Origin of the sequence: Vulcanisaeta distributa JCM 11216, from assembly GCF_001315985.1 — an archaeon.
Lineage (GTDB): Archaea > Thermoproteota > Thermoprotei > Thermoproteales > Thermocladiaceae > Vulcanisaeta > Vulcanisaeta distributa_E.
Window position 1 is genome coordinate 96039 of sequence record NZ_BBBI01000001.1, and the last position, 14209, is coordinate 110247.

A 14209-nucleotide genomic window follows, 5' to 3' on the forward strand; every position below is an offset into this window, starting at 1 on the left:
TTAATCCCCGGCGTACTTAGGTACGTATTATCATACTTCTCATCACCCTAAGAACCTCCCTAACCCAAAGGCTAAACCTCTCGGGTGGCGTCCCAAGGCCATTAATGACCATGTAAGGCCTATACTCGTCAAGGACCTCAGCAAGGTTCTTAGGCATCACATGCGTAATTATCCTCTCATCAACATCCTTAGGCATCCCCAAGTGCATCACAATCAAAACATTATTCTTCTCCGCATACTCCATCAACTGCTTAAACGCTGGACTTGTGGCCGGGTTAAAGAATTGAAGCGTTGGAGAGACAAACACGCCCCTAAGGCCCAGGTGCTCCAACTCCTTAATCTTCTGCTTAACATACTTACTACCAAAGCTTGGGTTAATACTCGAGAAAGGTATGAAGAAATCACTAACACCCTCCTTAAAAACCTCATACCAAAGCTTCATATTATCAATCATGTACTCAGGCCACTTATTAACCAAGTCATAAACCTCCCTAACCACGGACTTAACATCAACATACATGCCCAAGTCCCTACCTAATCTATATAGACCATTAAGGGTTAAGCTAAGTGTTGGGTCAACATCAATCGGGTATAGTACGGATGCAACGGCACCAACACGATGAAGCCTCTCCCTTAATACCCAAAGCTCTGCACCAGGATGAACATGGAAATCAATAAAGTAATTACCCAGCATTAATAATCTCTATATTACTGGGATTTAAAAATTATTCGCTAATATTTTAATCTATAGATGCAAATTCAATTACTTAATCCAAGTATTTTTACATAAATCAAACGATCAAGAACCAGTGAACCTCGGCCTCCTCCTCTCAAGGAAGGCACTAACACCCTCAACAAAATCATGAGTATTACCCAACTCACCCTGCAACCTAGCCTCAACAGCCAGGAACTGATCAAGGTCCTTAAACAACGCCTCATTAATCAACCTCTTACCATACGAATAAGCCTGAATGGACCCTGAACAAGTTCGTTAGCAAACCTCAAGGCCTCACCTAATGGATCATCAACAACCTTAACAAGGCCCATGGCCTCCGCCTCCTCAGCCGTAAACTCACCACCAATAAGCAAATACCTAAGCGCCCTAGCACCAACCAACCTAGCCATCATAAGCGTCAACCCAGTATCAGGAACAATACCAAGATTCTGAAAAGCCAAAACAAACCTAGCATTCCTAGAGGCAAAGGCGAAGTCACAAGCCACGGCAAGGCTAATACCAGCCCCCCGCAGCCACACCATTAACAGCCGCAATAAACAACTTATCACTAAACCTAATCTCCCTAAGAATCAAGTGAAATGAATCCCTAAGCTCACCCTCAAGATCCACAGCCCCCCCAGGACCACTGGCTTAACGGAAATCTCAGCACCAGACGAGAAGGCCCTACCAGCACCCGTCAATACCCCCCCAACCCTCTTACCCGGGTCAGCATTAAACCTACGCAGCGCATCAAGCAACTCAGCCCTAAGCTCAGGCCCCCCCAGGGCATTCAACTTATCAGGCCTATTAAGCGTGAAAACCGTTACAGGACCCCCCCTATCATCAACAATCACGTACCTATACATAACAACCACCTACTGCTCCACAGGCACAAACTCATACGTCAAGTAACCCTCAGGCTCCCTCCTAACAACCTGAAGCCTAACCCTCATACCAACCCTAACCCTCTTTGGATCATCAACCCTCAACCAAGCCAACACATTAAAGCCCTCCCTCATCCTAGCAATAGCCACCACATAATCCGGGTAATGCGAGTACGTCAAGGGCTTCGTATTTATCACAGTATACGTCAACAACTCACCCTCACCACTAACCTCAACCCAATCCATATCACTGGCCTTGCAATACGGGCAATCAGCCTGAGGCGGGAAGTAATACCTACCACACCTCCTACACCTCGTTGCATACACCTTACCCTCCCTCAAGCCCTCGAAGAACCTCTTAATCCTCTCAACACTAATCGAAAACCTAAGCCTCATCTCCCTAACATCATACCACAGACTATACTGACCCTTCTCATCAGGCGCTATGGGCAGTCCCGTGGCCTTGACAACCTCATTCAACTGCTTAATAGACTGCCTCCAAAACTCCTCATACCTAGCCTCCAGGGACATCACCATCACCTCTTGGGCTTCACCCTCGGCGAACCATCCTTATCCAGCGAATAAATAGTTACATAGGCATAATGACCAGTACCACCGACATTATGCGCCAAAGCCCAACCAGTATAGATATCAGCCTGCCTATCCCTAGGCTCAACACCCTGCCTCAACTGCTTAGTCATCTCGACAGCCATGCTCGTGCCCGTGGCACCGATAGGATGGCCTTTTGCTTTTAGTCCACCGTCTAAATTAACAGGTATCAAACCGCCTTTATATGTTTGCTCATTTCTAACTAGTTGTATGCCCATGCCTCTTTCTACAAAGCCCAGGTCTTCGTATGCCATGACTTCGGCTATTGTGAAGCAGTCATGTACATCGGCGACGTCGAAGTATTTCCAAGTATCTTTGTGTTCGATACCTATTCTCTTGAATGCTTGTTCGGCTGCTTGGTAGGCCGCGTCTAGTCCTATGAAGTCTGGTCTCTTGCTTAGGTTTGCGGTGCCTGTGGCCACACCTACGGACCTGATCCACACTGGTGTGTCTGTTATTTTCCTGGCCAGTCCTCACTGGCTAGTATGACGGCGGCTGCCCCCCCGTCTGTTATTGGGCTTGAGTCGTAGAGTTTGATTGGCCATGCTACGTACCTTGACTTGAGGCATTGGTCGATGGTTATCCTCAAGCCGTAGAATTGGGCCTTTGGGTTTATTGAGCCGTAGTAATGATTCTTAACGGCTACCCTGCAGAAGTCCTCCTCGGTTGCCCCCCCGAACCTGTTCATGTATGCGGTCATGTAGAGTGCGTAGTAGCCTGGGAACGTTAGTCCGAAGTTTTCGAATTCCCAGAAGTAGTTGCCTGCCCTGCCTATGAATTCGACTACCGTGGGTGTTGGTGATTCGTACATCTTTTCCACGCCTATTGCCATGGCTATGTCCGCCATCCCCCCCGAGGCCACTGCTAGGTAGGCATTGTAGAGCGCGGCGCTTCCCGTGGCGCAGGCTGCCTCGACCCTCATCGTGCCCCCCCTGGGCTTAGTCCGCAGTATTCGCCTACGACTACTGCGGGTAGTGACTCGGCGCTCCAGCCGCCGGCGTTGCCCACTACGAAGTATTGTATGTCCTTTTGGTCAAGCCTTGCATCATCAAGGGCCTCTTTGACGGCCTCCCAGGCAAGTTCCCCCCCTATTGTTGTGTCTGTTCTTCGTCCGAACTTGGCGTGGCCTATCCCGACCACCGCAACGTTTCTCATAGTTCCCAGTATTTCTTGGGAATGCTTTAAATAATAATGCCTCTCTGTTCACTATTGCTTGGTTATTATCACTATATTCATTATATATGGCATTGACGCGGATAATTTGAATAAATTGAAATCGCACTTAAGAACTTAACCAAGTTTCGAAGTATGATGAGTACACAAATCAAGAGGGTCGCGGTGATAGGATCAGGTACTATGGGTCACGGTATAGCGGAGGTGTCCGCCCTGGCTGGTTATGAGGTTGTGATGGTCGATGTGTCGCAGGACCTACTAAACAAGGCCTTGGAGAGGATTAAGTGGAGTCTCGATAAACTGGCTGAGAGGGGGGGTACGATTAGTAAGGAGAAGGTTGGTGAGGTCATGGGTAGAATAAAGACTTCGTTGTCTGTTGCTGAGGCTGTTAAGAATGCTGACCTAATGATTGAGGCGGTGCCGGAGAATATTGACCTTAAGAAGCAGGTATTCTCTGAGGCGGATGCAAATGCGCCTCCGCATGCGATACTGGCCACGAACACGAGTAGTTTGCCGATAACCGAGATTGCAAGTGCCACGAAGAGGCCTGAGAGGGTTGTTGGTATTCACTTCTTTAATCCGCCGGTCCTGATGCCCCCCCTTGTTGAGGTTATTAAGGGTGCGCAGACTAGTGATGAGGTTGCCAAGAGGGCCTATGACTTCGTTAAGAGCTTGGTAAGGAGCCGATAATGGTTAATAAGGACGTGCCCGGATTCGTCGTGAATAGGATTTTAGTTGCTCTAAACTCGGCCGCGTGTTTATTGGTTGCTAATAATGTTTATTCAATTGTTGAGGTGGATTCAGCCGTTAAGTACAGGGCTGGTTTGCCCATGGGTATTTTTGAGCTTCAGGACTTCACGGGGGGGATAGACGTTGGTTACCTGGTTGGTTTTGCGGTTGCTGTTAGGGACCCAATGCTTAGGGTCCCATGTCCATTGATTGAGGAGTTATATAAGAAGGGTTGGCTTGGTCAGAAGAGTGGCCGTGGTTTCTATGAGTATAAGGGTGGCCCGTACGAGAGGGCTAACATACCCAGGGAGGCTGGTGAGAAGGTTGACCTGGTGCTGATTTTTGCTCCGGCGATTAACATGGCGGCTTGGTTGCTTAGGGAGGGTATAGCGAGTAGGGAGGATATTGATAAGGGCGTTAAGATGGGCCTTGGTTGGCCGAAGGGCGTATTTGAGTATGCTGATGAGTTTGGCATTGATAAGGTTGTTGAGGCCCTAAACCAGTTGTACTCCAAGTATAATTATGACCTGTTCAAGCCAGATCCACTGCTCACGCAGATGGTTCAGGAGGGTAAGCTCGGGCAGAAGAGTGGCAGGGGGGCTTTTATGACTATGGCGCTACTGGCGTGACGGAGTTCAAGGAGATAATACTCAAGAGGGAGCCGCCGCTTGCCTGGATAATACTCAATAGGCCGCATAGGCTTAATACCTTAACCCTGACGATGCTTGATGAGGTCAGTAAGGCTCTTGATATGCTTTGGGATGATAGGGATGTTAGGGTCGTGATAATAAGGGGGGGTGCTGGTGATAGGGCTTTCTCGGCCGGTGCTGATGTGACTTCATTCCAAGGCCCGCTTCACACCTACTACTTCTTCATTTATAATAGGAAGTTCCAGGAGGCTGTGAGTAAGATTGAGAGGTTCCCCAAGCCCGTGATAGCTGCAATAGATGGTTACGCCCTTGGCGGTGGTTTGGAGATTGCCATGGCCTGCGACTTCAGGATAGCCACGGATAGGTCTGAGCTTGGTCAGCCTGAGATTAACCTGGGCATAATACCGGGTGCAGGAGGCACGCAGAGGTTGATTAGGTATGTTGGCCTTGGTAGGGCTAAGGAGTTGATAATGTTTGGTGATAGGATTAAGGCTGATGAGGCGTATAGGATTGGCCTTGTTAATAGGGTTGTGCCTAGGGAGAAGTTTGAGGATGAGGTTAGGTCATTTGCGCTGAGGCTTGCCCAGGGTCCACCAATAGCGCTGACCTACGCGAAGTATGCCGTGAACTTTGGGACGCAGGTGCCTGTTGACATTGGCTGATGCTTGAGGCCGCCTTCTTCAGTATGGCGGTTAACACTAAGGATGCTCAGGAGGGCGTCATGGCCTTCGCCATGAGGAGGAGGCCCGAGTTCAAGGGTGAGTGATCATATATAGTATAAATAGCAACATTACTTAAAACAACCCCCCCCTTATTATTCTCATAGTATGTCAGAGGATCCCTTTGAACTACTAAACTCAATGACCCAGCAGGCACTACCAAAAATAGCCAGCAAGGTTTCTGGTCCTGTGAAGGTGTTTCAATTTACTGGGGAGGGTTATGAACCGTTCTATGTAGAGGTTGGTGGAGGCACCGTAAAGCTTACTAAGGGTACTCACAAGTCACCAACTGCCACGATACAGGTGAATAAGGATAACCTGTTGAAGATGATTAAGGGGGGGCAGCTCGATGCCATGCAGGCCTACTTCTCAGGTGCCATTAAGGTAATGGGTAATATAATGGATGCCGCGTCGCTCATAGACATAATAAACACTGCACGTAGGTCATGATAAATAAGCAGAATCTATAAACTTAAATTTACTTAAAATCATTTGGTTTCCTGGTTTCTATATGATATATATAATGAGCATTTAATTACTGACCCAGGGATTAAGTGGTTATATGAGGATCCTAGTTACAGTGCCACTCACGGACAGACGTTGGTCCTCAGGCCATGAAAATGCTCAGTGAGGTTGGTGAGGTTGATGTTAAGCCCGTGACCACTGGGCAATTAAAGGAGATCATTGGTGATTACGATGCGGTAATTATCAGTGTTTGGCATAGGATTACTCGGGATATTATTGATGCCGGCAGGAATCTTAAGGTCATTGGTACGGCGTCCGTGGGCACCGACCACATTGATGTCGAGTATGCCGAGAGTAGGGGCATCAAGGTCGTTAGTGCTGCCGGTGCGTCGACCTATAGCGTTGCGGAGTTCACCTTCGGCCTATTGCTAATGATGGTTAAGAGGATTCCCGAGAACATGGATAGGGTTAGGGGGGTGGTGAGTGGGGGGGTTCCTTGTTAACGCCTGGTATTGAGTTGTTTGGTAAGACGCTTGGTGTTATTGGCTTTGGTAGGATTGGTTCCTACGTGGCTTCAATAGCCAATGCCTTTAGAATGAGGGTTTTGGGTTATGACCCGTTTGTGGATAGGGAGAGGTTCATTGAGGTTAATGCCGTTAGGGTCGAGAGCCTTGATGACTTGCTTAGGCAGTCTGACTTCATAACAATACATACGTCATTGACCAGGGAGAGCAAGGGCTTAATTGGTAGGAGGGAGGTTGGGCTTATGAGGGATGGCGTGTTCATTGTTAATACGGCCAGGGGGGGTGAGGTGGTTGATGAGAATGCAATCCTCGAGGGTTTAAGGAGCGGCAAGATAGCTGGGTATGCGACGGATGTACTCACCGGTGAACCACCAACCGAGGAATCATCGCCATTGCTGAGGGCATTTAAGAGACGTGAGGTCACTAATCTATTTGTGACTAGCCACATTGCTGGGGGGGTAACGCGGGAGTCCGTTAAGAGGTATACCCTGTACGTTGTGAGGGGGGGCGTTAGGGATGCATTAATGCTGCTTAGGAGGTGATGGCTATGGTAACTGGTGGAGAGGTAATAGTTAGGTCTTTAATCGAGGAAGGTGTGGATACCGTATTCGGCCTACCCGGAACACACGTGCTAGGCCTATACGCGGCATTACATGATTATAGCGAGAGGATTAAGCATGTGCTTGGGCGCTTTGAACCTAGCATGGGGGGGTTTATGGCCGATGGGTATGCAAGGGCCAGTGGCAGAGTTGGTGTTGTCATTGTCACGGCCGGCCCCGGCGCCACCGGCCTAGTAACGCCACTCGCCCAAGCGGCTGTTGAGGGTGTTCCTATAGTGGCGCTTGCCGGTTTAACACCGATAAAGACGGCGGGCAGGGGGGGCTATTACCACGAGTTTAGAGACACCAATGCGCAATTAAGCATCTTTAAGTCATTCACGAAGTTAGCCGTTAGGGTTGAGGAACCCAGGGAAATACCAAAGACATTGGCTAAGGCCTTTAGGGTGGCCAGGGAGGGTAGGCCAGGCCCTGTCTACGTGGAGTTGCCTAGAGACATAATTGATAGCGAGGCTGAGTGGACTGGCTACACCAAGGAGGAACCGACCAGGGTTAAACCTGACATGGGCCTGGTCGACGCAGCCGCCAAGGAATTACTCAACGCCGAGAGACCCGTTATTTACGTCGGTGGTGGCATCATAGCAGCCAACGCGAGTGAGGCCCTAGTTAGGGTTGCCGAGGAGTTGGGCGCACCCGTCGTTACGTCAATCATGGGCAAGGGTGCAATACCATTTGACCACCCATTACATGGAGGCTTAGCCGCGGGCTACTTCGGGGGGGATACTGTGGCTGTCAAGCTTGTCGAGAACGCCGACGTAGTGCTCGCGGTGGGTACGAGGTTTAGCGAGCTGGGCACGGGCATGTGGTCACTACCGATAAGGGGGGGGAGGCTAATTCACGTTAATGTTGATCCAAATGATATTGGCAGGAATTACAAGACCGACTTGGCGATTGTCTCGGATGCTCTGGAATTCCTTAATGCGCTGTATGATAGGGTTAGGGGGGGGTAAAGGACCTGGTAGGGATAGGGGGGGGTCAAGCTAATTAATGAGGTTAGGGCTTCCGTAGGCAATCAACAACTGAGGGAGCTTGGTTATGACGAGTCCAGGATAAACCCAAGTGAATTGGTTAGAGCTCTTGCGCATGTGATTGATAATGACATGCGTGAGGGAAAGGCAATAGTCACTTGTGACGCGGGGGGGGTAATCAAGTGGCCATGTTTGAATTACCCGTCTACAGGCCAAGGACTTACTTTAACCCGGCGGGCTTTACCTCACTGGGCTTTGCAATACCAGCGGCGATTGGTGCTAAGGTGGCTAGGCCTGATGCGACGGTGGTTGCCACGACAGGCGATGCGGCCTTCTTTATGACTGGTATGGAGATAGCCACGGCAGCTGAGCTGGGGGGGCTTAGGATAGCCTTTGTGATATTTAATGATAGGGCTCAGGGAGTACTAAAGCTGCAGCAGAGGTTCCTCTATGGTGGTAAGGTCTATGCATCGCATACGTATCCCATGGACTTCTGCAAGTTCGCTGAATCGCTTAATGTGGGCTGCATCAGGATTAGTGATAAAAGGGAGCTGGAGTCTGGGCTTGAGAGGTGTATTTATAAGTCTAGTGGACCGTGTATTGCTGACGTCTTCGTTAATCCAGACGCTGTGCCGATTCCAATAACTAGGCAGTTAATGGCGATATTCGGTAGGAGACAGTGATATCATTGTTTTTAGTTTGATTTGATGAGGTCGGTCAAACCCTAACCCCCCCACTTAACAATGGCCCTTGCGTGAAGTCCCTTCTCCAGGTTTTCATATGCCTCATTTATCTGCTCAGGAGCGTATACGTGGCTGACCAACTTCTTGATATCCACCTTACCCGAAGCCACTAGCCTAATTATCTCCGGTAAGTCAAGCCTAGGCCTGTAGCCCAGGCTTCCCATTATCCTAACGCCATTTATAACGAACGGCAGCACATTAACGCTGAATGTTGACTTTGGACCGCCAAGTCCAGTCACAACTATCGTGCCAGCCTGGACACCACCTCCATGGATAACTTAAGGTCAGGTTCTGGCCTGGCTTCGTGAACTACGTCAGCGCCGTCTGGGAGTATGTCCTTTATCCTGCTTATTGGGTCCTCCTTGCTAGAGTTTATCACGTGGGTGGCGCCGAGCTCCCTGGCCTTATCTAGTGCGTAGTCCCTAATGTCCACGGCAATTATTGGGTACGCGCCCATGGCGCTGGCTAATTGAACAGCCGATAGGCCGACGCCGCCAACGCCGATTATGACCAGGCTCGTGCCAGGCCCAACACCTGCCTCCCTCAGTGCGTGGTATGCAGTGCCGTAGGCGCAGGCTATTGGTGATGCGTAGTAAACATCGACGCCTCTCTCCAGGGGGGCTATAACCGCTATTTCAGGGACTGTTAGGTACTCAGCATGGCCACCATTAAGCCCAACAAGGCCCGGCATCCTACCCGCAGCCGCTGGGCAGTAATTCTCCTTACCGCTGGCGCAGTACTTGCATATGCCGTCTGGGACGATCCAGGAAACAATGACCGGGTCACCCTTCCTTAAGCCCCCCCATGGGTTCTTAACGTCGGGCCCAAAATCCTCAACCCAACCGGAGATCTCGTGCCCAGGTATGAAGCCCGGCATGACTGGCCCAAAGTCGCCCTTAAACAGGTGTATGTCGCTGTGGCATATGCCCGTGCTTGCTACCTTAACGAGGATTTCCCCCCCAGGCCCCCCCGGCTTTGGTGTTGGTACATCCTTAATCTCTAGGTATGGCTTACTTGGTCCCTTGAATGTTGCCGCTTCATACGTCATTTTTAATTATTCTATAGGATTTTAGTTTTGCTTATATTTAGATCACGTATATTAATGACTAATCACTCATGCTAAACCAGGGAATAAAGATAATTTTGAATTTATTTTGAAGCTTTAATTATTTAAAATTATTTAATTAGTCTATGAACTTCGTCGGCACATTCCTTGTGGTGTTTGCAAGCTTTACGGCGGCTGATGAGTATTGCATTAGGGTTAGGAAGCTACCCTTCTTGACCTTGATCTTCCTCGAGAGTAATGCAGAAACCGCATCAGCCTTTCCTAGGATTAGATCCTTCCAAAGTGAGTACGTGGCCTCTAGCACAAAGTCCGCATCAACCTTACCAATCCTTATATTACCCGGTAACTTTATTTCTGGCGGTAAATTGACCGGTAGGTCTATGTAGAACTCACTGCCTTGGCATGTACCGTTCCTGAGCACCAATTTTATTGCACCTGAGTCAACCTTAATGCCAAGGTCCTTTGGCTTAGGTAGTCCAAGGATTTCTGATAATTTATCAACTACGTTCTCCGGTATGCTTGTCGCAACAAAGGCCACGTCCCACCTCCAGTCCTTGGCAGCCTCCCTATACTCCTGGTTTTCATTTATGGCCTTACAAAATGCCTCGGCCCATTGTGGACTTGGATATACAAAGCCCTCGCTTGACATACATATTAAATACATATCTATTGGTATTAAAGAATTATTAATATAAATGCTATATATTATAATTAATAAATTAATATATAATAAATAGCAATTACGTTTAAAGTATCTACATATAATTAGTATCAATGAGTTATTTAGATCTTGACAGATTAACGGAGGAGGATGAGGTGATCAGACGTAATGTGCATAAGCTTGCCGAGGAAGTACTTAGGCCATTGTCTATCAAGGTTGATAGGATGGACGTTGGGGGGGACAGGGTTGCGCCCGGTTCGCCGTTATATGACGCAGTCAGGGAGATGAAGAGGATGGGCCTGCACAGAATTCACTTGCCTAAGGATCGTGGTGGTCTTGGGTTAACGAACTTGCAGAGGTACGTAATTGATGAGGAGCTTGGTTGGGCTAGCCTGGGCTTTGCGACGCTCATTGGTGTTGATGCGATACCCTTCACAATAGCTGCATTATTTGGTTCAGAGAGGGTTAGGGAGGAGTTGGTTAGGCCTTGGCTTGAGGATACGGAGGGTAAATATATCGGTTGTTGGGGGGGTGTCACGGAACCTGAGCATGGTAGTGACTACATACTGGCGTTTAGGGATAGGGAGGTTGGGTCCTTTGGTATGGGTAACGTGGTTATTGAGCGTGATGGTGATGAGTGGGTCATAAATGGGCAGAAATCAGCCTGGGTATCGGCGGCGCGATATGCACCCACATGGGTCTCCATGCCCAGTTAAGGGATGGTAAGAGCCTTAGATGGCGCATTCGTAATAGTACCACTCAACTCGAAGGGCGTTAGGAAGGGTGAGCCAGTGGACATGCTTGGCAATAGGGATTGCCCGCAGGGCCCGTGTTCTTTGACAATGTACGTGTACCTGACGATTACGTGATAGCCCAGCCACCATTTTACGAACTATTCTCAGATCAACTACTCAACTTAACAAGCGTCAACATGGGCGCATTCTCAGTGGGTCTCGCCAGGGCTGCCTTCGAGGAGGCCCTGAGGTACGCCAAGACCCGTGTGCAGGGTGGTAAACCGCTAATTGAGCATAAGAACATTAAGTTAAAGATTTATGAAATGTTTGAGAGGGTGGAGACGGCTAGGTACTACGTTAGGAAGGCCATGGATTACGTATACACCGGGTTCTTTGTTGAGCAGTCATTCACTATACCGCCCAGGTACGCAAGGGCTGCCCAGATTTACGCTAAGAAGGTTGCTTTTGAGGTTGCTCATGACGCATTGCAAATATTTGGTGCATATGGGCTCAGTAGGGAGTTCATTATTGAGAAGTTGTTTAGGGATGCCAGGGCATTGCTCATTGAGGATGGTACAGTGGAGGCGCTAAGCCTTGATGCTGCTGATGACATTATACAAAACTATAGTTTATAAATTACAATAAATTATAAATAGCAACAATGCTTAAAATGAAATTTACATACTTCAAGTATATGGTTCTAAAGGGCGGCGAAAAGGGTTTCGGAATACCGCTAAATGCACCATTGTACCCATCATCAACCGCCGTAACGAAGATTAACTATGGTAAAGTTAGGGTTGCCCTGGTGCTTGCTAATATTGATTCCAAGTCAGTAGACCCACTACTGCCCGAGGGTGTTGACCTGGCCCTTGAGATGGCTGCCTTTTGGGTTGGTGATTATGGAATATCGACGGTTGGGGTCTATAGGGAGGCATTGATAGCGTTGCCCGTGAGGACCGAGGTATTGAACTTGCTTATTACATACCGTATATTTACGTAACCAATGACGCGGCCATGGCAGCGGGTAGGGAGTTGGCTGGTGCGCCTAAGAAGCTTGGTGACATTAGGCTTACGGTCAATGATTACGGTTTGGTGATAGGTACGTTAGATAGGGGGGGCGGTGAATTAATGAGGGTTGAGGTTGCAATAAGTGGTAGGTTGGGCCTTGAGCAGTTGGATGCGTTCAGGGCGTTGATGCCTAGGGCTGATAACACGGTCACGCTACCCCCCCTACTCTCAATAAGGACATTACCGCCGCTACCCGACGGCACGCCCGGCATTGCCCAGTTAATACAGTGGTACGCAAGGTTTACCTTCACGCCAAGGGAAAGCCCACAGATATGGAGTGGAGAGGCCAGGGTTAAACTAGGCGGTACTCCCTTTGATCCGCTTGATGATATTAAGGTGACTGGGGTAGTTGCGGGCTTTTACATCGAGGGTGATATGGAACTAGGCATAATTAGGAGGGTTAAGGAATGGAAATTAGTCTGGGAATGATTTATATAGCATATAAAATTATTAGAATGCATTATATAGCATATAGATTATAAAGACTTTTAACTATTTTCAAATAACTAATATTAGGACCATGCAAATAAGAAGTGCCTTAATATTTGTTCTTGGGATTATATTAGTGGCATTGCTCATGTATGAAACCTTGACAATGCACACAGGCAATGGGCATAAAATGGCGCAAAAAGGCTCATCATTTAATGGTGACCCAATAATATACATATACTCACCCATGGTTAAGGCCTTCGGTTTTATATCGTTCGCTGCAGGTAATTATGATGGTATACCCGTTGTGGTTTACAAGGCTGGAGGCCTTTATATGCCCTCAGGGCAGATTATGACGGTATAAGCCCCCCCAACTACAACATAACGCTCAGTATGAGTTCTGCCGAGATAAGTGACATAACCATATATGCCGCGAACATAACCGCAACGGTCTACATTATAGTACCAATTACCATAACAATAACTCCGCAGAATGTGAACTTACTATCAATACTCTCGACAATAGCCTCGGAATTGCTACCGCTCTATAACGTGCAGATTTACGCATATTACATAAACTCAACGTCCATCTCGTACTCCTCAATTAAGGTATACACCGGATAAATGTAAAATTTTTAACAAAGAATAAATTTTTTATCAGCATTATTTTACAAAGATTAAATTTATAATGAGGAATATATACCATATTTATGAGATACATTTTAAAAATAATCCAAAGCATTCCAAATTGTATGAACTGGAAACTAACAGTAATAGGTCTGGGGTTTGTAATAGCGCTGCTCGTGGCAGCCTCAGTATTTGGTATATCAACTGATGCTGGTATACCTGGTCCTGTAACGATTTACTACCCGACAGCCACATTAAGTGGAATCACGATGTATGGTTGGATTTACTCAACATCAACGGCACCCAATCAATACGCTCCCGTAATAGCCCAGAGCATTAGCTCAATAAATGCACCCCCCCAGGGCCAAACCATTAGTAAGTCAGTAACGGTGTCACTACCTAACCCGCTCATGCCGAATTGCCCAACCTCCACAGTGGCAATAACGGCATCGCTGAGCATGAATTCTGCATCCCTAAATAATATACTTGTGTACGCTGCAGGTATTACAACCAAGTCAGGTACACTTAATAATGTTGTAATAGTATCCTCCGGCTTACCATATGTTGTTAACCAAACAATTGGTAGTGCCACAATGAATGGATTAACTGTTGATGCATACTACGTTAGTGTTGGTAGTATGTCGTACGGTGGTTTAAACGTTACGGTTACCCCCCCAGCCCTTATTACATGTAGCTCCTCTGGTGTATCAACAAGCAATACCGTTTCTGGATCATAAGTAATTTACTTATTTGATATTATTCAAAATATTATTTCTATTTTTCGTATCTAGTATATTTACCTAAAAAGGCTATATATAGATTAAGCTT

The 14209-nt window shown here is 47.8% G+C and carries 17 protein-coding genes and 4 pseudogenes; 14 read left to right on the forward strand and 7 right to left on the reverse strand.

Annotated features, from left to right (window positions below; translation table 11 throughout):
• Positions 1-16: 16 nt before the first annotated feature.
• The 5 genes and pseudogenes from JCM11216_RS00585 to JCM11216_RS00600 all read right to left on the reverse strand — a co-directional run bounded on the left by JCM11216_RS00585 (position 17) and on the right by JCM11216_RS00600 (position 3363).
• The gene (locus tag JCM11216_RS00585) at positions 17-694 is read right to left on the reverse strand and encodes an amidohydrolase (protein WP_054852980.1); all 678 of its coding nucleotides are present in this window, start codon (positions 692-694) and stop codon (positions 17-19) included.
• A 105-nt stretch (positions 695-799) separates the two neighbouring features.
• A complete protein-coding gene (locus JCM11216_RS14495; protein ID WP_243674634.1) occupies positions 800-946 on the reverse strand; it encodes a hypothetical protein in 147 nt (48 codons plus the stop codon).
• A pseudogene (locus JCM11216_RS00590) lies at positions 943-1581 on the reverse strand (enoyl-CoA hydratase-related protein). Before JCM11216_RS00590 ends, JCM11216_RS14495 begins: the two are co-directional and overlap by 4 nt.
• A gap of 9 nt (positions 1582-1590) precedes the next feature.
• Entirely contained in the window at positions 1591-2136 is a 546-nt protein-coding gene (locus tag JCM11216_RS00595; protein WP_243674828.1) for a Zn-ribbon domain-containing OB-fold protein, read from the reverse strand.
• Positions 2136-3363, reverse strand: a pseudogene (locus tag JCM11216_RS00600) (thiolase domain-containing protein). The gene JCM11216_RS00595 and the pseudogene JCM11216_RS00600 overlap by 1 nt, the downstream one beginning before the upstream one ends.
• Positions 3364-3519: 156 nt before the next feature.
• Between JCM11216_RS00600 and JCM11216_RS00605 the strand changes: the two are divergent.
• The 6 genes and pseudogenes from JCM11216_RS00605 to JCM11216_RS14515 all read left to right on the forward strand — a co-directional run bounded on the left by JCM11216_RS00605 (position 3520) and on the right by JCM11216_RS14515 (position 8736).
• Positions 3520-5526, forward strand: a pseudogene (locus JCM11216_RS00605) (3-hydroxyacyl-CoA dehydrogenase/enoyl-CoA hydratase family protein).
• Positions 5527-5587: 61 nt separating this feature from the next.
• Entirely contained in the window at positions 5588-5929 is a 342-nt protein-coding gene (locus JCM11216_RS00610; protein ID WP_054852981.1) for an SCP2 sterol-binding domain-containing protein, read from the forward strand.
• Positions 5930-6093: 164 nt separating this feature from the next.
• On the forward strand, positions 6094-6447 hold the full coding sequence (locus JCM11216_RS14500; RefSeq protein ID WP_243674635.1) for a hypothetical protein: 354 nt from the start codon (positions 6094-6096) through the stop codon (positions 6445-6447).
• Positions 6441-7010 (forward strand): NAD(P)-dependent oxidoreductase, encoded by a 570-nt coding sequence (locus tag JCM11216_RS14505; RefSeq protein ID WP_243674637.1) that lies wholly within the window; start codon positions 6441-6443, stop codon positions 7008-7010. Before JCM11216_RS14500 ends, JCM11216_RS14505 begins: the two co-directional genes overlap by 7 nt.
• Positions 7011-7015: 5 nt before the next feature.
• On the forward strand, positions 7016-8035 hold the full coding sequence (locus tag JCM11216_RS14510) for a thiamine pyrophosphate-binding protein (protein ID WP_243674639.1): 1020 nt from the start codon (positions 7016-7018) through the stop codon (positions 8033-8035).
• Positions 8036-8241: 206 nt separating this feature from the next.
• Entirely contained in the window at positions 8242-8736 is a 495-nt protein-coding gene (locus tag JCM11216_RS14515) for a thiamine pyrophosphate-dependent enzyme (protein ID WP_243674641.1), read from the forward strand.
• Between the two features lie 41 nt (positions 8737-8777).
• On the opposite strand, the pseudogene JCM11216_RS00625 reads toward JCM11216_RS14515, so the two are convergent.
• Both JCM11216_RS00625 and JCM11216_RS00630 read right to left on the reverse strand, forming a co-directional pair.
• Positions 8778-9844: pseudogene (locus JCM11216_RS00625) on the reverse strand (alcohol dehydrogenase catalytic domain-containing protein).
• Between the two features lie 136 nt (positions 9845-9980).
• On the reverse strand, positions 9981-10511 hold the full coding sequence (locus JCM11216_RS00630) for an SCP2 sterol-binding domain-containing protein (protein WP_243674643.1): 531 nt from the start codon (positions 10509-10511) through the stop codon (positions 9981-9983).
• 125 nt (positions 10512-10636) lie between these two features.
• Here JCM11216_RS00630 and JCM11216_RS14520 point away from each other — a divergent pair, with 125 nt between their 5' ends.
• The 8 genes from JCM11216_RS14520 (at position 10637) to JCM11216_RS00650 (ending at position 14118) form a co-directional block, all read left to right on the forward strand.
• Complete coding sequence (locus JCM11216_RS14520) at positions 10637-11239, forward strand: acyl-CoA dehydrogenase family protein (RefSeq protein WP_243674646.1); 603 nt, start codon at positions 10637-10639, stop codon at positions 11237-11239.
• 3 nt (positions 11240-11242) lie between these two features.
• Entirely contained in the window at positions 11243-11392 is a 150-nt protein-coding gene (locus JCM11216_RS14525; protein WP_243674648.1) for a hypothetical protein, read from the forward strand.
• Entirely contained in the window at positions 11353-11892 is a 540-nt protein-coding gene (locus JCM11216_RS14530) for an acyl-CoA dehydrogenase (protein ID WP_243674650.1), read from the forward strand. The genes JCM11216_RS14525 and JCM11216_RS14530 overlap by 40 nt, the downstream gene beginning before the upstream one ends.
• A 59-nt stretch (positions 11893-11951) precedes the next feature.
• Complete coding sequence (locus tag JCM11216_RS14535; protein ID WP_243674652.1) at positions 11952-12257, forward strand: hypothetical protein; 306 nt, start codon at positions 11952-11954, stop codon at positions 12255-12257.
• 14 nt (positions 12258-12271) lie between these two features.
• Positions 12272-12754, forward strand: a complete 483-nt coding sequence (locus JCM11216_RS14540) for an acetoacetate decarboxylase family protein (protein ID WP_243674654.1) — start codon at positions 12272-12274, stop codon at positions 12752-12754.
• A gap of 136 nt (positions 12755-12890) precedes the next feature.
• Positions 12891-13118 (forward strand): hypothetical protein, encoded by a 228-nt coding sequence (locus JCM11216_RS14545; RefSeq protein WP_243674656.1) that lies wholly within the window; start codon positions 12891-12893, stop codon positions 13116-13118.
• 29 nt (positions 13119-13147) lie between these two features.
• Complete coding sequence (locus JCM11216_RS14550; RefSeq protein ID WP_243674658.1) at positions 13148-13378, forward strand: hypothetical protein; 231 nt, start codon at positions 13148-13150, stop codon at positions 13376-13378.
• Between the two features lie 128 nt (positions 13379-13506).
• Positions 13507-14118 (forward strand): hypothetical protein, encoded by a 612-nt coding sequence (locus JCM11216_RS00650; protein WP_054852982.1) that lies wholly within the window; start codon positions 13507-13509, stop codon positions 14116-14118.
• The last annotated feature ends 91 nt before the right edge of the window (positions 14119-14209 follow it).